General features: G+C 29.8%; 25 protein-coding genes and 1 tRNA gene. 3 read left to right on the top strand and 23 right to left on the bottom strand.

Translation table 11 applies throughout. The annotated features are described in order from the left end of the window. Positions 1-132: 132 nt before the first annotated feature. The 17 genes from CLMAG_RS00210 to CLMAG_RS00130 all read right to left on the bottom strand — a co-directional run bounded on the left by CLMAG_RS00210 (position 133) and on the right by CLMAG_RS00130 (position 16079). Positions 133-1419 (bottom strand): adenylosuccinate synthase, encoded by a 1287-nt coding sequence (locus CLMAG_RS00210; protein WP_066616304.1) that lies wholly within the window; start codon positions 1417-1419, stop codon positions 133-135. Between the two features lie 305 nt (positions 1420-1724). Continuing rightward, complete coding sequence (locus CLMAG_RS00205; protein ID WP_066616301.1) at positions 1725-1934, bottom strand: DUF3006 domain-containing protein; 210 nt, start codon at positions 1932-1934, stop codon at positions 1725-1727. A 245-nt stretch (positions 1935-2179) separates the two neighbouring features. Next, on the bottom strand, positions 2180-3826 hold the full coding sequence (locus CLMAG_RS00200) for a response regulator (RefSeq protein WP_242872946.1): 1647 nt from the start codon (positions 3824-3826) through the stop codon (positions 2180-2182). A gap of 171 nt (positions 3827-3997) precedes the next feature. Beyond that, a complete protein-coding gene (locus CLMAG_RS00195) occupies positions 3998-5731 on the bottom strand; it encodes a phosphoenolpyruvate carboxykinase (RefSeq protein ID WP_066616298.1) in 1734 nt (577 codons plus the stop codon). 247 nt (positions 5732-5978) lie between these two features. After that, a tRNA-Thr gene (locus tag CLMAG_RS00190) sits at positions 5979-6051 on the bottom strand. A gap of 202 nt (positions 6052-6253) precedes the next feature. Further along, a complete protein-coding gene (locus CLMAG_RS00185; protein WP_066616295.1) occupies positions 6254-7588 on the bottom strand; it encodes a replicative DNA helicase in 1335 nt (444 codons plus the stop codon). A gap of 26 nt (positions 7589-7614) precedes the next feature. Beyond that, on the bottom strand, positions 7615-9510 hold the full coding sequence (gene lonC / locus CLMAG_RS00180; protein ID WP_066616292.1) for a Lon family ATP-dependent protease: 1896 nt from the start codon (positions 9508-9510) through the stop codon (positions 7615-7617). A 12-nt stretch (positions 9511-9522) separates the two neighbouring features. Beyond that, on the bottom strand, positions 9523-9966 hold the full coding sequence (gene rplI, locus CLMAG_RS00175; RefSeq protein ID WP_066616289.1) for a 50S ribosomal protein L9: 444 nt from the start codon (positions 9964-9966) through the stop codon (positions 9523-9525). After that, positions 9966-11951 carry a DHH family phosphoesterase gene (locus tag CLMAG_RS00170; RefSeq protein ID WP_066616287.1) on the bottom strand — a complete coding sequence of 662 codons (1986 nt, stop codon included), beginning with the start codon at positions 11949-11951 and terminating at the stop codon, positions 9966-9968. Before CLMAG_RS00170 ends, rplI begins: the two co-directional genes overlap by 1 nt. 14 nt (positions 11952-11965) lie before the next feature. Further along, a complete protein-coding gene (locus tag CLMAG_RS00165) occupies positions 11966-12955 on the bottom strand; it encodes a YybS family protein (RefSeq protein ID WP_066620259.1) in 990 nt (329 codons plus the stop codon). A gap of 11 nt (positions 12956-12966) precedes the next feature. Beyond that, positions 12967-13284, bottom strand: coding sequence for a MazG-like family protein (locus CLMAG_RS00160; protein WP_066616285.1), 318 nt, complete (start codon positions 13282-13284; stop codon positions 12967-12969). Between the two features lie 267 nt (positions 13285-13551). After that, on the bottom strand, positions 13552-13803 hold the full coding sequence (rpsR, locus tag CLMAG_RS00155; protein WP_066616283.1) for a 30S ribosomal protein S18: 252 nt from the start codon (positions 13801-13803) through the stop codon (positions 13552-13554). 19 nt (positions 13804-13822) lie between these two features. Further along, positions 13823-14269 (bottom strand): single-stranded DNA-binding protein, encoded by a 447-nt coding sequence (locus tag CLMAG_RS00150; RefSeq protein ID WP_066616280.1) that lies wholly within the window; start codon positions 14267-14269, stop codon positions 13823-13825. A 12-nt stretch (positions 14270-14281) separates the two neighbouring features. Beyond that, positions 14282-14569, bottom strand: coding sequence for a 30S ribosomal protein S6 (rpsF, locus tag CLMAG_RS00145; protein WP_066616277.1), 288 nt, complete (start codon positions 14567-14569; stop codon positions 14282-14284). Between the two features lie 100 nt (positions 14570-14669). Further along, a complete protein-coding gene (locus CLMAG_RS00140) occupies positions 14670-14867 on the bottom strand; it encodes a DUF951 domain-containing protein (protein WP_066616274.1) in 198 nt (65 codons plus the stop codon). Between the two features lie 4 nt (positions 14868-14871). Next, complete coding sequence (locus CLMAG_RS00135; protein ID WP_139264301.1) at positions 14872-15756, bottom strand: mechanosensitive ion channel family protein; 885 nt, start codon at positions 15754-15756, stop codon at positions 14872-14874. 71 nt (positions 15757-15827) lie between these two features. Beyond that, on the bottom strand, positions 15828-16079 hold the full coding sequence (locus CLMAG_RS00130; RefSeq protein ID WP_066616268.1) for a putative Se/S carrier protein: 252 nt from the start codon (positions 16077-16079) through the stop codon (positions 15828-15830). Between the two features lie 344 nt (positions 16080-16423). Between CLMAG_RS00130 and CLMAG_RS00125 the strand changes: the two genes are divergently transcribed. From CLMAG_RS00125 to yyaC, 3 genes are all read left to right on the top strand, one after another. Beyond that, positions 16424-17578, top strand: coding sequence for an aminotransferase class V-fold PLP-dependent enzyme (locus CLMAG_RS00125; protein WP_066616266.1), 1155 nt, complete (start codon positions 16424-16426; stop codon positions 17576-17578). A gap of 9 nt (positions 17579-17587) precedes the next feature. Continuing rightward, a complete protein-coding gene (gene ytvI, locus CLMAG_RS00120) occupies positions 17588-18640 on the top strand; it encodes a sporulation integral membrane protein YtvI (protein ID WP_066616263.1) in 1053 nt (350 codons plus the stop codon). A gap of 200 nt (positions 18641-18840) precedes the next feature. Beyond that, entirely contained in the window at positions 18841-19443 is a 603-nt protein-coding gene (yyaC, locus tag CLMAG_RS00115) for a spore protease YyaC (RefSeq protein ID WP_066616254.1), read from the top strand. A 34-nt stretch (positions 19444-19477) separates the two neighbouring features. Here the strand turns inward: yyaC and CLMAG_RS00110 are convergent, their stop codons facing one another. The 6 genes from CLMAG_RS00110 to rsmG all read right to left on the bottom strand — a co-directional run bounded on the left by CLMAG_RS00110 (position 19478) and on the right by rsmG (position 24079). After that, a complete protein-coding gene (locus CLMAG_RS00110; RefSeq protein ID WP_066616252.1) occupies positions 19478-19732 on the bottom strand; it encodes a YkuS family protein in 255 nt (84 codons plus the stop codon). A 216-nt stretch (positions 19733-19948) separates the two neighbouring features. Continuing rightward, on the bottom strand, positions 19949-20452 hold the full coding sequence (locus tag CLMAG_RS00105; protein ID WP_066616250.1) for a DUF4446 family protein: 504 nt from the start codon (positions 20450-20452) through the stop codon (positions 19949-19951). 54 nt (positions 20453-20506) lie between these two features. Then, positions 20507-21367: a ParB/RepB/Spo0J family partition protein gene (locus CLMAG_RS00100; protein ID WP_066616248.1), complete on the bottom strand. Its 861-nt coding sequence runs from the start codon at positions 21365-21367 to the stop codon at positions 20507-20509. A gap of 8 nt (positions 21368-21375) precedes the next feature. Beyond that, positions 21376-22143, bottom strand: a complete 768-nt coding sequence (locus CLMAG_RS00095) for a ParA family protein (protein WP_066616246.1) — start codon at positions 22141-22143, stop codon at positions 21376-21378. Positions 22144-22436: 293 nt separating this feature from the next. Beyond that, entirely contained in the window at positions 22437-23213 is a 777-nt protein-coding gene (noc, locus tag CLMAG_RS00090) for a nucleoid occlusion protein (RefSeq protein ID WP_066616243.1), read from the bottom strand. Between the two features lie 146 nt (positions 23214-23359). Further along, entirely contained in the window at positions 23360-24079 is a 720-nt protein-coding gene (gene rsmG / locus CLMAG_RS00085) for a 16S rRNA (guanine(527)-N(7))-methyltransferase RsmG (protein WP_066616240.1), read from the bottom strand. Positions 24080-24088 lie beyond the last annotated feature (9 nt).

Below are 24088 nucleotides of genomic sequence, written 5' to 3'. Positions count from 1 at the left end.
CATCTTCTTCAAAGTGTACGTTCCCAGCGGCTACGTCCATGGATTCGTTCAACTAAGAATCAGATGGGGTTGAACCCCCATCTGATTCAAGTTTCACTTCATTTGACAATCTATGTTAAATAAAAACCCAAATTAAATTTCTGCTATCTTCATTGTTTGATTTCTCTTTGGACCAACTGATACTATAGATATTCTTGTACCTGTAAATTCTTCTATTCTCTTTAAATATTTCTTTGCATTTTCCGGAATATCATCATAACTTCTAGCATTTTCAATGCTTTCGTCCCAACCATCGAACTCTTCATATATAGGCTCACACTTAGCTAAATCTTCAAGACTAGCTGGAACATAGTCTATAACTTTTTCATCAAATTTATAACCAGTACATATCTTTACCTTTTCCATACCAGCTAATGTATCTACCTTTGTCACAACAAAACTTGTAAGTCCAGAAATTCTAGCAGTAGTTTTAAGGATAACTAAGTCAAGCCATCCACATCTTCTTGCTCTTCCTGTAGTTACTCCATATTCATGTCCTTTTTCTCTTATCCAATCACCAGTAGCATCAAATAACTCTGTTGGGAAAGGTCCTTTACCAACTCTAGTAGTATATGCTTTTGCTATCCCCACTGCGTTAGTTATCGCTGTAGGACCAACACCAGCTCCAGTGCATACTCCTCCCGCAATAGTATTAGATGATGTTACATATGGATATGTACCATAGTCTATATCAAGTAATGTACCTTGAGCACCTTCAAATAAAACATTTTTTCCTGACTTTATATTATTATATACTTCAACAGATATGTCTTTTACAAAAGGTCTTATTCTTTCAGCATATGCTAAATACTCATTGTATATAGCTTCAAAATCCAAGGCATCTCCACCATAAATTTTAGTTATTATATCATTCTTTGCTTCTAGATTATCTTTTAACTTTGCTTCAAAAACTTCTTTATGCATAAGATCACAAACTCTTATACCACTTCTCTCTGCTTTATCAGTATAACATGGTCCTATTCCTTTTCCTGTTGTTCCTATATCATTTTTCCCTCTAGCTTTTTCTTTTATAACATCAAGAATTTTATGATATGGCATTATAAGCTGAGCTCTATCACTTATTATTAAATTTTCTGGAGTAACTTCTACCCCAACACCCTTTAAATAATCTAATTCTTCAAATAATGCTTTAGGATCAACAACAACTCCATTACCTATTACATTTAATTTATCTTTATAAAGTACTCCTGAAGGTACTAAATGAAGTTTATATTGGTTTTCTCCAACTTCAACAGTATGACCTGCGTTATTACCTCCTTGAAATCTAACAATTACATCTGCGCTTTCTGCAAGGTAATCAGTCATCTTTCCTTTTCCTTCATCTCCCCATTGTGCTCCTAAGACAATAAATGCTGACATAATACTTCCTCCTCTTTACTAACCATCTGTATTTATAGTATATACAAATCAAACTTAATTACTTATTATATCCTGTCTAAATACTAATCCAATAGCTAATATTTAATGCACATTAACCATTTCGATTACTATATTATCAGAACTAGGTATAAAGGTCAATAAATTCTACGAACATTTAAATTTTACAACATACAATTATTCGCATTTAGATGTCGACTAACTAAATTTAAAGAATAACACTCTATAAATAGCATATTAAAAATAAAAATAAGCTGAAACTTAATTTCTGTTTCAGCTTATTTTTACTATTTCCAAAGATCTTCACTTAATCTTTCTATACGTTTTCTTCTACTTTCTGTTTCTACTAGATTTATTGTTATATATTCACCTATATTTAATACATCCCCAACAATAGCCTCTGTAGGAATTTTACTTTTTTCTATATTTATAATTTTTTTATTTTCTAACTCTATAATAGCAAATTCATCTTCAAATCTATCAATTATACCCAACATAATATCACCTAATTATTAAATAATATATTTTTATCCGATGACTACCCGCTCTAATACTCCCATACGCACTCTGTGAAAGCGATTCACACAAAATCATAGATTTTGGTTCTCTGCTTTTCTTGAAAGTGGCAGTAAAGAGCGGCTACGTCCCTGTATTCGCTCAACTAAGAATCAGGTAGAGTTTAAAACTCCATCTGATTCAAGTTTTCACTTCATCACTAAACTGCAAAAAGATATCATTATTACTATAAAAGATATAATAATAGAGCTCCTCCATCCATATCGTTCGGTTTATTATTATTTACCTTAATGGTATCATCTTTAACTGAGCTATATACTGTTTGAAGCAAATCTTGCACATTAAAAGGTTTAGATATGTAACTATCCATTCCTACACCTAATAGTTTTTCTCTATCACCTTTAAGGGCATATGCGGTAAGTGCTATAATCGGAATATGTTTATCTGCATTTTCTTCAGATTTTCTTATTATCTTGGTAGTTTCAATACCATCCATTACTGGCATTTGTATATCCATAAGTATTAAATCATAATTTTTATTTTCAATCATTCTTAAAGCTTCTCGTCCATTATTAGCTATATCAGATATATGCCCATTCTTTCTAAAGAGATTATATATAACCATTTGACTTGCCTTATCATCCTCAACAATTAGAATATTTAATCTCTTGTTAATTTTTAAATTTCCAATATTTTTATCCCTTCTATCCATTACATCTATAGAACTATATTTTTTGCCTCTGTCCAGGATTATGTTAAAGGAAAATGAGGTACCTACATCTTTTCTACTCTTTACCTCTATCTTCCCTCCCATCATCTCTATAAATCCCTTACAAATAGAAAGTCCTAAACCAGTTCCTCTATGTTTTTTTATAGAGTTTTTATTATCAATTTTACTATATCCTTTAAATAACTTAGATATATCCTTTTTATCTATACCTACACCTGTATCTTTTACACATATTTTTAAATTTATCTTTTTATCAGCTGTTTCTTCTTTATTAATAGCTAGCGATATGGTCCCATATTTTGTGAAATTTATGGCATTATCTAATAAGTTATTTAATATCTGCTTTGTTTTTATAGGATCTCCTACTAAAATTTCTGGAATGTTTTCATCTATTTTTGATTTAAATTCTAATTTATTTTCTAATGCCCTTAAACTATTATCTCTTATAATTTCCTCAATAAGTTCCTTAAAATTGAATTCAACACTCTCAAGCTTAACCTTCTCTAATTGTATCTTTGAAAAGTCTAATATACTGTTTATTATACTTAATAGCTTTAATCCACTAGACTTTACAAGATTTAAATTTTCCTTTTGTTCAAGATTCAATTCTGTCATTAGAGTTAAATCCGTCATACCTATTATTCCATTTATAGCTGTTCTTATTTCATGGCTAACACTTGCAAAAAATTTGCTCTTATTTAAGCTAATTCCCTCAGCTTCAGACTTTTCCTTTTTCAGCCTTTCTTCTAATAACTTGTGAGATGTGCAATCATTTAGAACTAATATAGATCCCCAAAAGTTACTTTCAACACTAAATATTGGTGTAACCTTAATTTCAAAATATCTAAGACCATCTTCAGTAATTATTTCCCTTTCAAATAAAAATTCTTCATTATCATCTTGATCTAATTTTAATTTGTCTATAATCTCAGAATTTAGTTTTTCAAACTCTTCTTTTAAGTCTACATTTTTGAAAGTACAGGAAGCCTTATAATTTGTATCACTAATATTATTATCCTTATCTAATAATATTACAGGACACGGCAATGCCTCAAAAATTTTCATATACTTATTCTTCTCGTCAAAATCACAGCTGATGTTCTCCCCCAAAAACAATTCATCTGTTTTTCTATATTCATTCATCAATCCCAGTCCCCCCTAGGTTTAGTAGAAAAAATTAGTATCTAGACTGAATTCTTAGATATACCTCAATTGTGTCTATTGACTTAATTATAATACAGCAAAAAAAAAATTCAACACATTAAATTGAAAACGATCAAATAATCTTCTATCTAATGTGTCTGTTTATTATTTCTATAAACTCTTAATCTCTTCCAAAAGCTTTAAAGCAACATTTCTAGGACCTTCTTTTTCTTTTCCGCTTATACCCAGGCATGTTCTTAATTGTCCTACTTTTATCTCAGAATCGAAAAATTTTTTAAAGTACTCATATAGAAGCTTATCTGTATCTTGTAATCTTTGGACAGGTCCAAAAGGATTTGCAAAATATGTCTTTACAAGTCCCTTTTCAGTGGTAGTTCCTTTGGCTATTCTATTTCCATCTCTAAACACCTTTATTGCTAAATCTATATTATTAAAAAACTCAATTTCTCTTCCTTCTTCATAATTATTAGCATAAAGAAACATATCTATAGGATATCCCTTAATTATCTCCTTATAATTGGTCACTGGAATTACAAGTCTTGCATTTATTTTATCTGGATTCATAAATATACTTCTATCTATTTCTCTAAATGCATATCCAGTATCAAGATCGTCTAATCTAACAAAAGCGCCTATCTCCGTTCCATAACCTAATAACTTGCCACTTTCATTTACTTTAATTGCGCCCATATCATCAAAGATTATAGTCATGTCGCTTATATAACTTTTTCCTAATTGTCTAAATGCCTCTAAACTTTCTGATTTTCCTGCGCCGCTGTCCCCTACTATAATTATATTAGCCGTCTTTTTATCTTTAGTTACAATATTAACCATGGCTCCATGTATCGGCAAATACCCCTGTTTTATCATTATAAGATTATGCAAGGTTAAAGTCATTTTTTTCATATAACCAAAATAATCAATATCACGACTATAATTCACATATCCTAACATTATGTTATTTTTTTTATCATCATAAAAAATAGTTCTTGTTTTATTATTATCTCTCGCTCCAAATACATAAACTATGTTAGGTGTCCTATTCCTACACTCCTCTTCACTAGCAATTTCAAATAGATTACAAAGCGTTACACCATGTGCCATAAAGTCCCTATGAAAAAATATAAAAGCTAATAAATTGCCTACTTTTGCAGGGTAGCAAAACCAATGATTTGCATTTATAGTACACTCCTTTAAAGGATTAGAAAAGTACTCATTGAATATTCCATCTCTTTTATTCTTTTTAGGATATATTATAAAAGGTGGATCTAAAAGTATCGATTGTATAAAAGGTATGTTGCTTAAGCTAGAATATTCCTCCGGATATACCCATTCTATATCACTTAATATTAATCCAGCATTACCTCCAGCAGGTAACTGCCTATAAACCTTGGGTTTATAACCTAAAACACTCTCTTCAATCTTTCTATATGTGTCTAAAATCAATTTAGAAAACTCATTGTTGGCATTAATAAAACTTACATTTTGCAAACCATCTCCAATTTTATTATTTTGAACTATGGTGTATCTCTCCAGTTTCCTCCAAAAAGCATATAAATCTTCGATAAATGCTATAAATTTATCTTTATCCATCAATAACTTTTTATACTTTAAACTGACTTCTCGTATTTCTGCCACATTTAAAACAATAAGAAGTTTAAATAAGTTTGTAATGATTTTCAAAATTTCATCCTCATTACATCCTAATAAGCCTTCTTCTATATATTTATAAATGTTAGATTCCTTTTTCTTTATTTTAAGTATATAGGTCCTTAATACAACTCTAAAACCATAGCTATTAAATAGTTTCTCCGCTTCATTGCAATACTTTCCCGTAAAGTTAATCATAGCCTTACCACTACTTAATGAAAATTCTTTTTTCATTGTATGTCACCCCCTAAAACTAAAGGTGTATCATTAACATCTAAAATAAGTACATTAAGCTACACTTAATTTTATTCCATACCTAATAGAATCTTTGCATACACATAAATTATTATATGCTTACTAAGTTTATGCTAGCACCATTCACTACTAAAAGTTCATGTATGTATCCATTAATTATAAGTAAGATAAAAAAACAAAACTTAAAACTTATCTGTTTCATCTTTACTTCCTAATATGAGATTGATGCTGGAAAAGGGAATCGAACCCACGACCTGCGCATTACGAGTGCGACGCTCTACCAACTGAGCTATTCCAGCATATATACTATATAATTTTAATATTTAACATATATATAATCAAACTCCAATAGGGTCAATATTATCCGAATTATGGAAACTCTTCAGCATTGTACCTACTTTATTAAAATTAACTTCAATTTTCACTTGATTTTAACTATGGTAAAAAAATAAAGAACTATTTTAATATTTTCACATTAAAATAGTTCTTTATTTTTTGCTTCTATTCTTGATGTATAACATCTAAATTACCAAATTTACTAAATTGTCCAAGCCACGCTAATTTTACTGTTCCGGTAGGACCGTTTCTTTGCTTTGCAATAATGCATTCCCCTACATTCTTTTCTTCAGTTTCTTTATCATAGTACTCATCTCTATATAAGAACATAACAAGGTCAGCATCCTGCTCAATAGAACCAGATTCTCTAAGGTCTGAAAGCATTGGTCTGTGATCTGTTCTCTGTTCTGGAGCACGTGATAGCTGTGACAGTGCAATAACTGGACATTGCATTTCCTTTGCTAGTGCCTTTATAGATCTTGATATTTCGGATACTTCCTGCTGCCTGCTCTCATTACCCTTTCCACCTGACATAAGCTGTAAATAATCAATAAGTATCATATCTATACCATGTTCAATTTTTAATCTTCTGCACTTAGACCTCATTTCCATAACAGTAATACCAGCTGTATCATCTATGAAAATTTTAGCTGCTGCAAGCGGCCCTGATGCCTTAGCTATATTCTCCCAATCCTTATCATCTAAGTTACCAGTTCTAAGTCTTAGCATATCTACATGAGCCTGTGAACATAAAAGCTTATATGCTAGCTGTTCCTTAGACATTTCTAGAGAAAATATCGCTATACTTTTACCTGACCTTAATGCTGCATTTTCAGCAATATTTAAAGCAAAAGTTGTTTTTCCCATAGAAGGCCTTGCAGCTATCAACACCATATCACCTCTTTGAAATCCTGAGGTTTTAGCATCAAGTTCTCTAAAACCAGATGGTACTCCTGTCGTTTGTCCTTTATTATTAAAAAGTCTCTCTATCTCTAAAAAGCCTCTTTCAAGCACAGCATTCATTGGCTCAAATTCAGATGTAGTTCTATTATTAGAAATATTAAATATCTCTTTTTCAGCTAAATCCATAGCCTTTAATACGTCATCTTGGTTATTATAGCTTTCCTCTATTATTTTAGTTGATGATTTAATAAGCCTTCTTAATATGGATTTATCTTTTACTATTTTTATATAAGATTGAATATTGGCTGTAGAAACTACAGATCCGCCTAATTCACTTATATATGTTATTCCACCTGCAGAATCTAACTTATCCTTAGCCTTTAAGTTCTCTGTAAGAGTTATTATATCTACCGCTATATCTTTCTGGTATAACTCCAATATAGAGTTAAATATAAGCTTGTGCGCATCCTTATAAAAATCCTCTGTCTTTAAAACTTCCATAGCCTCTGCTATGGAAGTTTTATCTATAAGCATTGAACCTATGACACTTTGCTCTGCTTCTATGCTATGAGGCATACTTCTAAGTGGCGTATCCATAAGTTATCCCTCCTTAGCATTAAATACTAAAATACCAACTTTAAAAGTTCTTCTATATCTTTGACAACTTTAACTTCAATATCTTCTAATCCCGTTGGAATTTCTTTTGAATTATCTTCAGGGACAATTACAAGTTTAATTCCTTTTCTTCTTGCACCATAGACCTTTTCAAATATTCCTCCAACAGGTTTTACCTTTCCCCTTAGAGATATCTCACCAGTTATAGCTATATCTTGTCTTAATGGCTTATTTAAAAGCCCGCTTATAATACACACTGTAATAGCTGCTCCAGCAGATGGACCATCAATTCTCCCTCCACCTATTACATTAACATGTACATCATAATCACTTATATCCTTATCAGTTATTTTTCTTATGACAGATGTAGCATTAAACACAGAATCCTTAGCCATACTTCCAGCAGTATCATTAAATCTTACAATTCCTTTTCCTTTATCCTTAGCTTCAAAAACAGCTGTTTCTATTTCTATTGTAGATCCTATATAACCACTTACTCCTAACCCATAGATATGTCCAACATCATACTTTGATTCTGACTCAACAATTTCAAACGGTACGAGTCTACTTATAGATATAACTTCCTTTAATTTTTCTACTGTTATTCTTGTTTCACTTTCCAAGTCAGTACCCTGTTTATTATAAAGAACATATCCATAGGCATCTGCTAGTATATTAACTGCTTTTCTTCCCTCAACAGTATATCTACTGATAAGTTCAGCTACACCATCTTCAAGCTCTATATTAAGCTTCTCAGCTGCATTGTTTACTATTTGCTGTATATCCTTTGAAGTTAAAGGCTCGAAATAAACCTCTGTACATCTTGACCTTAACGCTGGATTTATTTCACTAGGTTCTCTTGTAGTTGCTCCAATTAATACAAAGTCTGCTGGTGCTCCATTTTCAAAAAGATATTTTATATACTTTGGAGTATTCTCATCGTCTGGATCATAGTAAGAAGATGAAAACTCTACTCTCTTATCTTCTAATACTTTTAAAAGCTTATTTTGAAGCATCTCATCTAATTCACCAATTTCATCTATAAAGAGTACCCCTCCATGAGCCTCAGTAACAAGTCCAAGTTTTGGTTCTGGAACTCCAGTTTCAGCTAAATCACGCTTTGTTCCTTGATATATTGGATCATGAACTGATCCAAGTAAAGGATTTGTTATTTCTCTTGGATCCCATCTTAAAGTAGTACCATCGACCTCTACAAACTTAGCATCCTTTTTAAATGGAGTATGCTGTAACTTTTTAACTTCTTCTAAAGCAAGCCTCGCTGCCGTTGTTTTTCCTACCCCTGGAGGTCCATATAGAATAATATGTTGTGGATATGGTGATGCTATTTTAGAAAGTATAGATTTTATAGCCCTCTCCTGTCCAACAATTTCAGAAAAAGATTCAGGTCTTAAAAGACTCTGAATACTTTTGCTTAATTTTTTAGAATCTAAAACTTCAAGCTCTGCATACTTCTTTAAAGTTTTAGCATTTTCTGGTCCTTTTTGCTTTTTTATTATTCCTAATCTAATCTCATCCATATATTTATCTTGTTTTTCCATGAGATTCTTTTCAACTTCTGTTTCAATTTTAGTTTTAACATATCTTTTTGCTAGAACCTCTGAAACCCAAGTATTTGTATCTTCTAATGCTTCGTAAATATTAGATTCATTAGGTATAGTTTCTAATCCCTTGCCATCACTTATTATTTTATTTAATGCATATAGTTTCTTAAATACATCTTTACCTTTTACATAACTTTCAAGCTTATATTTTACTATCCTTGCTCTTATAGTACCTTCATCCATTACCTTATTTAAAATATCATACAAAACATTTACTTGAGTCTCTACAGGTAAAGTATTAATTGAATCTTCCTCAAGTCCATCTAAAAATTGTGACTTCACACGGTTTCCCCCTTATTTTTCTGAAACCACCAGTTTAATCTTGGTAGAAATTTCAGGATATAATTTTACCTCTACATCATATATTCCAAGTTGTCTTATCACATCAACTACAATCTTTCTCTTATCTACATTTACATTAAAGTTTTTGTTTAATTCATCTGCTATATCCTTACCAGTTATTGACCCAAATAATCTTCCATTTTCTCCTGATTTAACTGTAAGTTTTATTTCCTTACCTTTAAGGCTTTCTGCTAGTTTTTGAGCCGCCTCTATTTCTGCGAGCTTTTGTCTTCTCTCAGCTTCTTTTTTATTATTTAAAATATGAAGATTTCCCTCTGTAGCTTCTTGTGCAAGTCCTCTCGGAAACAAATAGTTTCTTGCATATCCATCAGAGGCACTTACTAAATCTCCTTTTTTTCCCATTGATTTTACATCTTTTAATAATATAACTTTCATTACTCTTCACCTTCCCTAATATATTTGCCTATGGCATCTTTTAGTTTTTCTAGAGCTTCATCTATTGTTATTGATTTGAATTTTGCTCCTGCCATAGTCATATGGCCTCCTCCGCCTAGGGACTCGAGTATTATCTGTACATTCACATCCGCAAGGGATCTTCCACTTACAAGTATCTCGTCTTTTATTTTAACAAAAACAAAAGACGCTTGGATACCTGTAATATTTAGCAGCTCATCCGCTGCTTGTGCAGCTAATACAGGATCTTCTATTTCTTCAGGGCATATGGCTATGGCAATATTATTAAATACTTTTGCAGATTTTATAATTTCAGCTCTTTTTAAATAAGTATCTAAATCATCTGCAAAAAATTTTTTTACATCTATAGTATCTGCTCCAAGTCTCCTTAAAAAAGAAGCCGCTTCAAAAGTTCTTACACCTGTTTTAACACAAAAATTCTTTGTATCAACAAAAATACCAGCAAGAAGTGCTTCTGCTTCTATAGCTTTTACTTTTAACTTTTCAACCATATAAGGAAGCATTTCTGTGACTAATTCAGCTGTTGATGAAGCATACGCTTCTATATAACTTAAAATTGCTCCTTCTATAAAATCCGTAGACTTTCTATGATGATCAACTATAACTATTCGTTTAGAGTTATCTACTACACTGATATTTTGTACATATCCTCTGCTATGTACATCTACGAGAATCAAGAGACTATTTTCATCCATATTTTCTATACACTCTCTACTATTTATAAATACACCTTCATAATCTTCTTCAGATTTAATCTTTTCTAGAATTGGTTTTACACTATTATTTGTTTGATCAAACATTATGTAGCAATCTTTTTGTAAGGAATTAACAGCTCTATAAAGTCCTACTGCTGAACCTAAACAATCTATATCTGGATTTATATGTCCCATTATAAAGACCTTACTACTTTCATTTATTAAGTCAACTAAAGCATGAGCAATAACTCTTGCTCTAACCTTCGTTCTTTTTTCCACTTCTTTAGTTTTTCCTCCATAAAATGAAAGCTTTTCTCCATTTTTAACTATAGCTTGATCTCCACCTCGTCCAAGAGCTAATTCCTTTGCTGATACAGCGTATCTTTCATTTTTCATCGGGCTATCTCCGCCTCGTCCTACTCCTACACTCAAAGTTACTGCAAACTTGTTTCCCATATTTATTTCTCTTATATTATCTAATATTTCAAACTTTTTTTCCATCTCTTTTTCGATATATTTGTTTTGCACAGATAGAATATATTTATTTTCCTCATATTTTCTAGTCATGGCGTTTAAACTTTGAGCATAACTATTTATTGTTCTTTCTATTTCAGCTATTATAAGAGGTCTTTTATCTTCATCAATTGTTTTTATAACATCATCAAAATTATCTACTTCTATAAGCATTGCAGTTTCTTTATTTAATTCTATATTCTCTACAATTTTATAAACATCTGTAACATCATAAAAATATAAGATAACTATTTTATCCTTTGAATTTTCTGTAGCATCTACAACATTTGCGTATATATCATAGTATCTGCTTCTTAATTTAGCATACCTAAATACATTTTCTTTACCATCTAAAACTTGTCTTAAGTTAAATTCTTTAATCATTCCTTTGATATTCTTTCCCAGTATATCCTCACCCTTCAGTACTGTTAAAAAGTTCTGGTTATACCAAAGTATATCTCCATCCGCTCCAATTATAGTCATTGGAAATGGAAGCTTTACAAGTGTAGTCCTTGTAGCGTTATCTAATTTAGCTGAAAAATCTTCTATAAATTTTTTCCATTCACTCTTTCTGTACTTGGTATTCTTTATATTATACACTACAAGTAATCCATATAAAGTTACAGATATCATCCCTACTAAAGTATGACCATAAATTATTAATATTAAGATAAGTACTGCTATTATTATCATATACATTTTATTACTTGTTATAAAGTAATTGTATTTATTATCCATTAAAAAGCCTCCAGTTATTCTTTTATAAGCCTCCTGTATGGGTCAAGTTTTCTGAAATCAACAATCATATCTATAAACCCCAAATACATGTAAATAATAGAAATCTGTGAAGTAGCAGTAAAAATCAATATTAATACTATAATCATTTTTGACATGTTAAATTTATTTTTTAAATAGTACCAAGCTACGGCCAACCCATCTAATACAAATATAAGTTGCAGTATAATTTGTGAGGAACTGGTAATGTATTCTCCTATAGTAATCTTATTTTTACTAAGCAGAATTCCTACTATAAGAGATAAAACCACTATGGTTCCCACTCTGGTATTAATATATATCTCATTAAAAGGTTTAACATCTTTTATGTTATATCTTAACTTTTTAAGTATGGATTTAGTTATAATATAGTTAAAATATGCTGAACTAAATGACATAATCACTAGTGCAGCAGGCATAAGCTTTAATATAAAATCTGTTGTGAAAATAGAAAAAGACTTTTCTATCTGAGCAAATTGCTCACTAGGCACCCCCATTTTACCATATAAGTCTTTACTCATATTTAAAGACTCATTTAACATCTTTATATTTTGATTTACAAGTCCAATAACTCCTTCTTTGTTAACTAAACTTGAAAATACAACAAAGTTTATTATTACTGATATCGCTGATGCTATAGCTAACAATAATATAGTAGTACTAAACTTTTTGTCATGTTTTACACAGTATCCAAGAGTAATTCCAGTAGATCCAAATAAAATAGAAGATGTTAAAGCTGAGATTGGATCATAAAGCATCGCTATAAGTATAGCACTTACCAACACAGCACCTAATGTAATCTTATAATTCTGCCTAATATAAAGTACTGTAACAGGTACTGGTAAAATAAATGTACCAAAAACCAAAAAAATTGGCATATAAACATTTAAGAGCATAATTATTACTATAAGGGCTGAAATTAATCCTGCTTCTATGACTGCCTTAGTATTATAAGTTCTGTTTTGCATTTCTTCCTCCATTATTCTCTTTCCTTAAGATGATTATATAACTTACTTAGATCTCTTCCTTCCTTTTCAATTTTATCTTCTTCTATTATTCCCAGCTTAAGCTTCTTCTTCATGGTTTCATCAACTGCTGCATGTGAATACCCAAGCCGCTCTGATAAAAGGTATAATATCATTATTGCCCCGGAAATGCAATCAAGTATAGATTGCTGTGCTACATTACTTCCTCTGGTAAGTAATCTGAAAAAATCTCCAATTATGCATAACAGTTCTGCCTTTAATTCTTCTATTACTTTTACATTATGCATTATATTAAAATCTTCTTTTCTCATATAATCCCCCTATAACTATAATTATATTTTATTGATTTTTATTTGTTTATGCAATAAAGGTTATCCTATTTTAAAAATTAGTTACTACATATTCTTATTATACATAATTTGTTATATAACATTAAACATAATTATAAAAAATTTATTTAATATAAAATAATTCCTATACACATTTTACTTTTACTTATAATTATTGACATGTTTATCTACTTTAAAAACAAAAAAGTGAAGAATATAAATTCTTCACTTTAATTTTAATTCTATTAATTATTCTGTTGTAAATGGTAATAATGCTATGTTTCTTGCTCTCTTTATAGCATCAGTAAGTGATCTTTGATGCTTAGCGCAAGCACCGGAAATTCTTCTTGGAAGAATTTTTCCTTTTTCAGTAACATATTTTCTTAACTTATTTATATCTTTATAATCTATAAATTCAGCTTTATCCATACAAAAAGCACAAACTTTTCTTTTAGCTCTTCTCATCTTAGCTGAATTTCTTCCGCCTTCTCTATATGCCATGCTTCTCCCTCCTTACCTTTTAGAATGGGATATCTCCATCATCTACTGGAGTTATATCCTCTCCATACGTTCCTTGATTAAAACCTTGAGTTCTTCCAAATTCTCCAGACATATTATCGTTAAATGATGATCCTGCAGCTTTATTTCCATTTCCCCATTCAAGGAATTGAACTTCTTCTGCAATGACTTCAGTAACGTATCTCTTAGTACCGTCTTTAGCATCATAACTTCTTGTTTGAATTCTACCACTAATACCGATAAGTTTTCCCTTACCTGTGTAATTTGCTGTAGATTCAGCCTGCTTTCCCCATACAACTATGGGAATGAAATCGGCTTCTCTCTGACCATCTTTAGAAAATCTTCTATCAACGGCTATAGTAAAGGTGGCAACAGCTGTACCAGTTCCTGGAGTGAATTTTAACTCAGGATCCTTGGTTAATCTTCCAATTAATACAACTTTATTCAATTAAAACACCACCTATTTTTCATTTTTAACAATTATGTGTCTTACAACAGCATCTGATATTCTGAATACTCTGTCTAACTCTTTTGGTAATTCAGGATTAGCATCGAAATGTACTAGAGTGTAATAACCTTCACCAACTTTGTTTATTTCATAAGCAAGCTTTCTCTTACCCCAGAAATCAACATTTTCTATTACGCCTCCACCATTTTCTATTACACCTTTAAACTTCTCAACGTTAGCTTTAACAGCTTCTTCGTCTAATGATGGGTGTAATATAAATATAGTTTCATACTTTCTCATTTGATTTCACCTCCTCCCCTTGGACTAACGGCTGTGTTTTTCACAGCAGGGACTACAACTCAATATTTTATCACTTATTTATTGGAAAATCAATATATTTTTAATCTGGTGCATTCTGTTTTGTAATTTTTTTTACATCCTTCTCAAACTTACTTCTTGGGATCATAACAATTCTGCTGCAGATGCAACACTTTATTTTTATATCTGCTCCAATTCTTATTATTTCCCATTCCTTACTACCACATGGGTGTTCTTTTTTCATTTCAACTATATCTCCAAGATAGAAAATTTTTGCCATGATATCACTCCTTTACTAGCCTCACTTTAGGATAAGGTATACTTATATTTGCACTTTTCAATGTTTCTCTTATTTCTTTTCTAAGCTTCATTTCTGTATCCCATTGAGTCATTGGTTTTGTTTTTCCTGCAACCCTAATAGTAATACCACCTTCTTTAAAAGCATGAACTCCCAAAACTGAAGTTCCTTCTGCCACAACTTCTTTATTTTCTTCATTAAATCTTTTACAAAGATTTGATATTACTTCTATAGCCTTATCTACATCCTCATCATAAGCTATATCCACGTCCACTGTTATTTTTATATTTCCCCTAGAATGATTTGTAACCTTTGTTATGAGTCCATTAGGAATTGTATGCAAGTCACCATTAAAGTCCCTTAATTTTGTAACTCTAAGTTCAATACTCTCTACTATTCCTCCTTTATCATCAATATGAATATAATCCCCCACTGTAAATTGGTCCTCAAACAATATAAAGAATCCATTGATAACATCTTTTATAAAGCTTTGTGAAGCAAATCCAACTGCTACACCGCCTATTCCTGCAAAAGTCAATCCAATTTTTGTAGTTGGAAATACAATCTCAACTAATGAAAAAACGCCAAAAAAATAAACAGAATATCTAAGTACACTTTTTAAAACTGCTCCAACTGTCTTTGCCTTTTTATCATCCAATGAAAATCTAAAACCTTTTTGCTTTGAAATATACCTATTTATAATTCCATTTCCAATTTTAACAACTAAATACATAGCTATTAAAATTAATATAACTTTAATCAGTGTTGATCCAATATTATATATATCTTGTTTTTCTATACTATAGTTTCCTAAATTAATACTACCACTATCCAAGTTAACGCTTAACAATGAATTTAAACTCTTCACCATAAACCTCCAAACTTGTTTACTTTTAATTCAATGGACTTTACGATTATCTTGCAATATATTCCTTACTAAGTCTAAAATTCACATATCTTATATCCATAGTCATCCTTAAAATAAACATTTTTAATATTTATTTTATTTTCACTTGCTAATTTCTTTATTTCATCTATATCTTCATTTTTAACCTTTATACTTATACCGCAACTTTTCGTAATAGATGTTGGTGTCGGCATAATTTCTATTTTCATTTTTCTTTCTTTTAATGTACTTTCCCCATTAATAGCTCCAAGGGTATTTTGAAAAGTTAATATGTAGTATTTATCCATAACTCTAATTCAGTTCTGTATTTGAACTGTCCTCCCTTCTAAAATTTTCCTAGTGTTCATGTACAATAATTATTTCATAGTTTATAATTGTATGTATAGAATTTTATAATAGTTTATAATAATTGTATATGTAAAATTATATATGTTCAGCAAAGTTAACTTGCATATTATTTTATAGCATAAAAGTATAAATTCTTTTTATATTATAACAGAAATAATATTAAATAGGTTATCTGCTAAATGAGTTTATAAAAATTTAAAAAACTTACGTCATTATGTAAACTTATCAATTTATTTTACATATGTTATAATTCTTATATACTAAACAATTTAGGAGGCAAAATATGAAAGTTTATTTAGATAACTCTGCTACTAGTTACCCAAAACCAGAAGATGTTTATTATTCTGTTTTTAATTATATGAAAAACATAGGTGCAAACCCTGGTAGAGGTGGATACACTAATGCTTTAGAAGGCGATAGAATTATATTTAGTTGTAGGGAAGCTTTAATGGAACTTTTTAATTTTGATAAGCTTGAAAATGTGATTTTCACATCAAATATAACTCAATCACTTAATATGATATTAAAAAGTATTATAAAGGATGAATGGCATATTATAACCTCATCTATAGAACATAATTCAGTTATGAGACCACTTTTTTCGATTAAGGAAAAAAAGAACATTGAAATTGACATAATTAAGTGCTCAAAAGATGGCATAATAAATATTGAGGATTTTAAAAAAGCAATAAAACCTAATACTAAATTAGTAGTTTTTACTCATGCTTCGAATGTAGTAGGGAGCATTCAACCCTTAGAAGCTATTGGGAAAATATGCAAGGAAAATAATATATACTTTGTAATAGATTCAGCACAAAGCGCAGGAGCACTCCCTATAGATTTTTATAAACTTAATTGTAGTGCTTTAGCTTTTACTGGCCATAAGAGTCTTTTAGGGCCACAAGGTATCGGTGGTTTCTTAATAGATGAGTACTTAAACAATGAAGCTTCAGCTTTCATAGAGGGAGGTACCGGTAGCTTATCTGAAAGCATTATTCAACCAAACTTTCTTCCTGATAAGTTTGAGAGTGGAACATTAAATGCCCCTGGGATTGCAGGACTGCTTTCCGGTGTAAAATACATATTAGAAGAAGGTGTTAAAACAATACAAGATCAAGAAAGGGAGTTATGCCAACATTTTATTAATGAGCTTTTAAATATTAACTCAATCAAACTTTATGGGCCTAAAGAAGCTTTCTTAAGAACTCCTACTATATCTATAAATTCAGATAAAATTAATAATGCCGAACTAGGATTTATTCTTGATAGAGAATTTGGTATAATGGCTAGAACTGGCCTCCACTGTTCTCCTTCAGCTCATGAAACTATTGGTACATTTCCACAAGGAACCTTAAGATTCAGCTTAGGACCATTTAATGATAAAAAAGATATTGACTACACTTTGTATGCATTAAGTTCAATATTAAAAGGGATGTGATGAAATTTAATGGATGAAATTATAGATAAGTTTGACAAAGTAATTTTGTTTTTTATAGTTTATACTATACTTTTCTTTGTTTTTTTTAGCACCTTAAATTATACATTGCCATTTGTATTAGCTTTAATATTTGCATTAATATTGAGAAAGCCTACTGAATTTCTTATTAAAAAGCTAAAAATTAATTCATCCTTGGCTTCTTTAATATCAACCATCATCTTTTTTGCAGTGATAACAATACTTATATCTTGGGGCATAACTATTTTAATGCAAGAGGCTATACAGCTTGGAAAAAGTGCTCAGTTGTATGTATCTAAAAATTCAACTACTATACATGACTCTCTAGATAATCTAAAAAAATATTATGATAACTTAGATCCTAATATAATATCTACATTAGAAAAAAACTTTTCTAGTTACATTACCAAGTTATCAAACATCACTGTACAGGTTACAGGTAAAGTAGTATCAATATTACTTAGCTTCTTGACAGCAATTCCCTACATCTTAATGGTTGTATTATTTACTTTACTTACTACTTATTTTTTTACAAAAGACATGACATCATCTAAAAATAAACTATTAAGTATTCTCCCTCATAAGACAAATAAAATGTCATATGTTTTCTCTGAAACAAAAAGAATGCTAGGTAACTACCTTTTATCATATTTGCTCATAATAGGTGTTACTTTTTTAGAAACATTAATAGTTTTTTTAGTTTTTAAAGTTAAATATGCCGTCATCTTAAGTATTATATGCGCTATTGCTGATATTCTGCCTATTTTAGGTATAGGTGCAATTTATATTCCACTTGCAATCATTTATTTCTTTTTTATCAAAAACTATATTGCTGCATTTGGAATTGTTATCTCCTACGTGCTTGTATCAATTGTAAGACAAATAATTGAACCAAAAATAGTTTCTTCGTCATTAGGTATTCACCCTGTAGCGGTCTTAGCTGCATTATTTATTGGCCTCAAAGCTAATGGCCTTTCTGGAATTGTATTTTGTATATTTCTTGTTGTATTTTATAATATATTTAAAAAGGTTGATATATTGTAAATATGATTTCATAAAGTGAAACTTGAATCAGATGGGAGTATTAGAGCGAGTAGTCATCGGATAAATTAAACATAACTCTTATAAGCTTATAGTCTTAAAATACCTAATTTTTATATTTAGGTATTTTTTTATGTGTACAGTAAATTAATGTATAAATAACCCCTATATGGTTACAATTTATAATATAGGAGGTTGTTCATATGTTAAATAAATTAGTAATAGATCCATCATCAAGAAATTCAATTTTTATTTTGAGAGATGCTTTAAGTAATGAGATATCCCCTATTATAAAATCAGGTCGTCCTGTTATAGTACTATGTATAGGTACAGATAGATCTACAGGAGACAGCTTAGGACCATTAGTAGGTGATAAATTAAAATTTTTAATAAGAGATAAAATATACTTATATGGAAATCTTGAAAATCCTGTCCATGCTAAAAATCTTTCTCAAATTATAACTGAAATTTATGATAAATATGAAAATCCATTTGTCATAGCAATTGATGCTTGTCTTGGAAGTTTGCAAAATGTAGGAAAGGTAGTCATAGATGGAAAGCCTTTATCTCCTGGTGCTGCTATGAGTAAAGACTTACCTAAAATAGGCGATCTAAGTATAACTGGCATTGTGAATATTTCGGGCGCAATGGAATTTATGGTACTTCAAAACACAAGACTCTTTACAGTTATGCAATTAGCAGAAGTAATTGCTAGGGGTTTATATCATTCTATAATAAAAACAATTGGAGGAAAAAAGTCTACTTCTATTCTTCAAAATAAACTAAATGAAAATATTGAGGCTTAATGAAAATATTAATATTTAATGTATGAAGGCATTATTAAAATAAATTACTATAGACTCTATTATTAAGTATATATTCTATTTCATCTACACTCTTGCTACCGGAGTCAATAATTAATGTGCCTTCTCTTCTTACGCTGTTGTTCATATTTAAATTTGTTAATCCACCATTTTTAAGATTACATATTATTGCATCGCATACTGTATTATTTCTTTCACTAATTATAACATATCCTCGCTTTCCCAATTCTTCACTTATGTATAATAAATCACTAGAAACATATATTTTCATAAAAAAACCTCCTTTAGAGAATAATATTCCCTAAAGGAGGTTTTTTTATACATATATATGAAGTGAAAAGTTGAATCAGATGGAGTTCCAAACTCTACCTGATTTTTAGTTGAGCGAATCCAGGGACGTAACCGCTCTTTACTCCCACTTTGAAGAAGATGGGAGTATTAGAGCGGGTAGTCATCGGATAACTATCCAAATCAAGTTTTCATTTGATTATGCATCTCTTCCTAAACAATCTTGTAATACATTCTTTTCTTCTTGCGATAAATCATATCGAGATATTCCTCTATCAATTGGCTTAGCATAAGTAGTACTCTCATTTCTTCCATATATTCCGGTTAGTATAACTCCATCATTGTTTTGATCTAATAAAGCAATAGAAAAACTTAAGTCACTTCCAACATCCTCAAAGGCTCTATATCTTACTATTGAGACCTTTTGAACACATGATTTGAGTTTCAAATTTAAATCCTCACATAATTCCTTCATGCGCTCATTTTCTTCTCTTGACTCATCTATTTTATCTAGATATCCTATTATTAATTCTTCTAAGTTTTTATTATCTACTCCTCGCATAAGCTTCCTATACTTATTTTCTAAGTTACTTAAAGATTTTAATGTAATCATAAGTATAATAAATAGTATAACTGAAAATACTAAAAGCCCTATTATAACATAACCTTGAAAACTATTTATTATATCTATCACATTTTTCATATTGTGTCTCCTCTCCTTAATGTTTCACGTGAAACATTAAAATTGAATCTTATCTCATATTTTCAATATATCTAATATTCTTTGAAGATCCTCTTGTGAATAATATTCTATTTCAATCCTACCCTTATTCTTTTTATCCATTAATAAAACCTTTGTTCCAAACAAACTTTCTAACTTATCCTTTATATCTATGTAGTAAGGATTTATTTTTTTTTCTTGAGGCTCTAATTTTTTCTTTTCATTAATAAAACTCTTTATAAGCTTTTCTGTTTCTCGTACACTTAAACCTTCATCTATTACATTTTGAGCTAAATTATACTGTAAATCTTTATCTTCTATACTTAAAATTGCTCTTCCATGTCCTTCTGTTATTACTCCATCAATTAAATATTCTTGAACTCTTTTATCAAGATTTAAGAGTCGTAGACAATTTGCTATTGCAGTTCTTGACTTACCTATCCTACTACTTAACTGTTCCTGAGTTAAATTAAAATCTTCAAGCAACTTTCTATAAGCAATAGCTTCTTCTATAGGATTTAAGTCCTGCCTTTGTATATTTTCAATGAGTGAAATTTCAAGTATTTCTTTATCTGATAGGTCCATTATTATTGATGGTATTTCTTTAATCCCTGCTATTTTAGCTGCTCTCCATCTTCTTTCACCAGCCACTATATTATAAGTTTTACCCTCTCTTTTTAATATAATAGGCTGTATTATTCCATGTTCTTTTATGGATTCTGAAAGCTGAATAATTTTTTCTTCATCAAAACTTTTTCTTGGTTGATCTACAGTAGGTTTTATTAAATTAATACTTATTAAATTTATTCCATTTTCATTATTTGAACTTTGTTGTTCTAAATTTTCTTCAGGTATTAAAGCTCCAAGACCTTTTCCTAATCCAAATTTTTTATTCAATATAAATTTCACTCCTTTTGCCTTTTTAAGAATTCTTTAGTTAAATCCTCATATGCTTCTGCACCTCTACATTTATCATCATAAAGCATTATAGGCAAACCAAAGCTTGGTGCTTCTGCTAACCTTATATTTCTAGGAATTGTTGTGTTAAAAACATTATCCTTAAAATACTTTTTAACTTCTGAAACAACTTCATTTGATAGCTTTGTTCTTCCATCATACATACTCATTATTACACCTTCAATTTGAAGACTTTTATTTAATGACTTCTTTACAAGTTGTATAGTATTAACAAGTTGACCTACACCTTCTAATGCATAAAATTCACATTGAATTGGAATAAGCACACTATTTGATGATGTTAGAGCATTTATTGTAAGTAACCCTAAGGATGGAGGACAATCTATAAATATAAAGTCAAATTCCATTTTCATATCACTTATTTTATCCTTCAATATGGTTTCTCTATTTTTTTTACTTATAAGTTCCACTTCAGCTCCTGCTAACTCCATAGTAGAAGGTACTATATAAAAATTATCTATTAATTCACACTTTTTCATAACTTCTTCTATACTTACATCTGATGTTAGTACATCATATATCGATTCATTTATGGTTCTTTTATCAAATCCAAGACCACTAGTAGTATTTCCTTGAGGATCTATATCTATATTTAAGATTTTATATCCCTGCATAGCTAAATAAGAACTTAGGTTTATGCTAGTAGTAGTTTTACCTACTCCTCCCTTTTGATTAAATATTGATATTACCTTCATAAATTTCACCACCCTTCTCAAATTAATGCCAAAATTAACACCTATTTTTAATTATATATTTTTATCTAAAATATTAAAAGTCCTTTGAAGAAAATTTTAATATAAAGTTATACTTTATTTAAATTTTTATTTACAGGTAATATTTTTCTTTTATATTTTTTTAATTCAACTTTCAATTTATGAAAATTTACAGTAAAAAAAGTTCCTAAGCTTTTTGCTTAAGAACAAAATAAAATATAATATTAAGATATTTTAAAGCAATTATGGGATAAAAATGTTTCACGTGAAACATTTTATTTTTTAGGTATTGTTATAGTTATCTCAATTTTGTCATCTAAATCTTTCGATTTATATTCTGCACTTAGTCCATATTTATCAAAAACCTGTTTAACAGTATTGATGTATACCTTCGGTGAAAATATTCCTTTTATTCTCTTTCGGCCTGTACTATTTTTATCTTTTATAATTTTACTTAGCTCTTTTTCTATAAATTCTTCAGTTTTTTTTACATTTAATGATTTCTTTATTATTATATTTAAAACTTTTTTTTGCAAATCACATGTTGGAAGTTTCAACAGCGCTCTTGCATGTCTTTCTGTTAAGTTATTTTCTAATAATATATTTCTTATTTCTGTTTCTAATTTTAGTAGTCTAATTTTATTAGCAATTGTAGATTGCTTTTTACCTATAAGTTCTGCTAATTTTTCTTGAGTATATGAATGATCTTTAATTAAATTGTAATATGCTTCTGCTTCTTCTAAAAAACTTAAATTTTCTCTCTGTAAGTTTTCCAGCAAAGCTACAGCTGCAGATTCTCTATCGGTAATATCCATTATAATAGCAGGAACTTCAGTTAAACCTGCTTTTTTAGCTGCCCTAAGCCTTCTTTCCCCAGCAACTAGTTCATATCTATCTTCTCCTAACTTTCTAATAGATAAAGGTTGGATTATACCATATGTATTTATAGATTGTGCTAATTCTTCAAGGCTCTCTTCATCAAATTGCTTTCTAGGTTGATAAACATTAGGTAAAATTAAATCTACGGACACATAATTAACATTTTTTTGCATACTTAACCATCCCTCTTATGCTTTCCTATTATTAACATTTCTTCGTTTCTTTATAAAATCCTTCTGTTTTTTATAATTTTCGTACGACAAATTATTACATATAAACCAGATAGGGCTTAAAGTCCTATCTGGTTTAACTTTCACTTTTATCTTAAGGGCTTTTTCATAGCTGTTCCGGCTTTTCTCGGATAGGCTTTAGGAGTTTCTTTAACCTTTTTAATTACTACTAAATTATGATTTAAATCGCTATCCTCAATTTCTATTTCTATTATATCTTCTATTTTTCCGCCTAGAATTGAAACAGCATTTTTACCATCTTTTATTTCTTCCTCAACAGAAGGTCCTTTCATAGCAACAAAATACCCACCAACTTTAACATATGGTATACATAATTCACTTAAAACCGCCAGATTTGCTACAGCCCTAGACACTGCTACATCACTTTTTTCTCTATAGTCTAATTTTCTTGAGAAATCTTCTGCTCTTCCATGAATAGTAGATATATTTTTCAATTCAATTTTATCTATAACTTCATTCAAAAAGTTAATTCTCTTATTTAATGAGTCTAAAAGAACTACATTTATATCTGATTTTATTATTTTTATAGGGATTCCTGGAAACCCAGCTCCAGTTCCTATATCAATAATATTTTTTGCTTCTTTTAAAGGAGAACACTTAAATATTTTTATACAATCTATAAAATGTTTTTTTACTATTTGTTCATCCTCTACGATGGCAGTAAGGTTTATCTTTTCATTCCAGTGCTTAATCATATCTTTATACTGCATAAACTTATTATAAATTTCCTGATCAAAAGCCAGGTTTACATCTAATGATGCAGTGTTCATAATATCAAAATATTCCATAAACTATTC

The sequence above is a fragment of the Clostridium magnum DSM 2767 genome, assembly GCF_001623875.1.
Lineage (GTDB): Bacteria > Bacillota > Clostridia > Clostridiales > Clostridiaceae > Clostridium_AM > Clostridium_AM magnum.
Note: the sequence above shows the minus strand (reverse complement) of the source record. Positions and strands in the feature narration are given on the sequence as shown.

Bases quoted from the DNA above. Each gene is read 5' to 3' on its own strand.
- CLMAG_RS00130 (WP_066616268.1), bottom strand. From the start codon at position 16,079: ATGGATAAATACTACATATTAACTTTTCAAAATACCCTTGGAGCTATT.
- CLMAG_RS00095 (WP_066616246.1), bottom strand. From the start codon at position 22,143: ATGAAGGTAATATCAATATTTAATCAAAAGGGAGGAGTAGGTAAAACT.
- CLMAG_RS00165 (WP_066620259.1), bottom strand. From the start codon at position 12,955: ATGCAAAACAGAACTTATAATACTAAGGCAGTCATAGAAGCAGGATTA.
- CLMAG_RS00195 (WP_066616298.1), bottom strand. From the start codon at position 5,731: ATGAAAAAAGAATTTTCATTAAGTAGTGGTAAGGCTATGATTAACTTT.
- noc (WP_066616243.1), bottom strand. From the start codon at position 23,213: ATGCAAAAAAATGTTAATTATGTGTCCGTAGATTTAATTTTACCTAAT.
- CLMAG_RS00140 (WP_066616274.1), bottom strand. From the start codon at position 14,867: ATGGCAAAAATTTTCTATCTTGGAGATATAGTTGAAATGAAAAAAGAA.
- CLMAG_RS00110 (WP_066616252.1), bottom strand. From the start codon at position 19,732: ATGAAAATATATGTTTCTAGTGATTTATTATACATAAGTGAAGAATTG.
- CLMAG_RS00135 (WP_139264301.1), bottom strand. From the start codon at position 15,756: ATGGTGAAGAGTTTAAATTCATTGTTAAGCGTTAACTTGGATAGTGGT.
- CLMAG_RS00200 (WP_242872946.1), bottom strand. From the start codon at position 3,826: ATGAATGAATATAGAAAAACAGATGAATTGTTTTTGGGGGAGAACATC.
- CLMAG_RS00170 (WP_066616287.1), bottom strand. From the start codon at position 11,951: ATGGATAATAAATACAATTACTTTATAACAAGTAATAAAATGTATATG.
- rsmG (WP_066616240.1), bottom strand. From the start codon at position 24,079: ATGGAATATTTTGATATTATGAACACTGCATCATTAGATGTAAACCTG.
- rpsR (WP_066616283.1), bottom strand. From the start codon at position 13,803: ATGGCATATAGAGAAGGCGGAAGAAATTCAGCTAAGATGAGAAGAGCT.
- rplI (WP_066616289.1), bottom strand. From the start codon at position 9,966: ATGAAAGTTATATTATTAAAAGATGTAAAATCAATGGGAAAAAAAGGA.
- yyaC (WP_066616254.1), top strand. From the start codon at position 18,841: ATGTTAAATAAATTAGTAATAGATCCATCATCAAGAAATTCAATTTTT.
- CLMAG_RS00125 (WP_066616266.1), top strand. From the start codon at position 16,424: ATGAAAGTTTATTTAGATAACTCTGCTACTAGTTACCCAAAACCAGAA.
- CLMAG_RS00185 (WP_066616295.1), bottom strand. From the start codon at position 7,588: ATGGATACGCCACTTAGAAGTATGCCTCATAGCATAGAAGCAGAGCAA.
- CLMAG_RS00105 (WP_066616250.1), bottom strand. From the start codon at position 20,452: ATGAAAAATGTGATAGATATAATAAATAGTTTTCAAGGTTATGTTATA.
- rpsF (WP_066616277.1), bottom strand. From the start codon at position 14,569: ATGAGAAAGTATGAAACTATATTTATATTACACCCATCATTAGACGAA.
- CLMAG_RS00210 (WP_066616304.1), bottom strand. From the start codon at position 1,419: ATGTCAGCATTTATTGTCTTAGGAGCACAATGGGGAGATGAAGGAAAA.
- CLMAG_RS00160 (WP_066616285.1), bottom strand. From the start codon at position 13,284: ATGAGAAAAGAAGATTTTAATATAATGCATAATGTAAAAGTAATAGAA.
- ytvI (WP_066616263.1), top strand. From the start codon at position 17,588: ATGGATGAAATTATAGATAAGTTTGACAAAGTAATTTTGTTTTTTATA.
- CLMAG_RS00205 (WP_066616301.1), bottom strand. From the start codon at position 1,934: ATGTTGGGTATAATTGATAGATTTGAAGATGAATTTGCTATTATAGAG.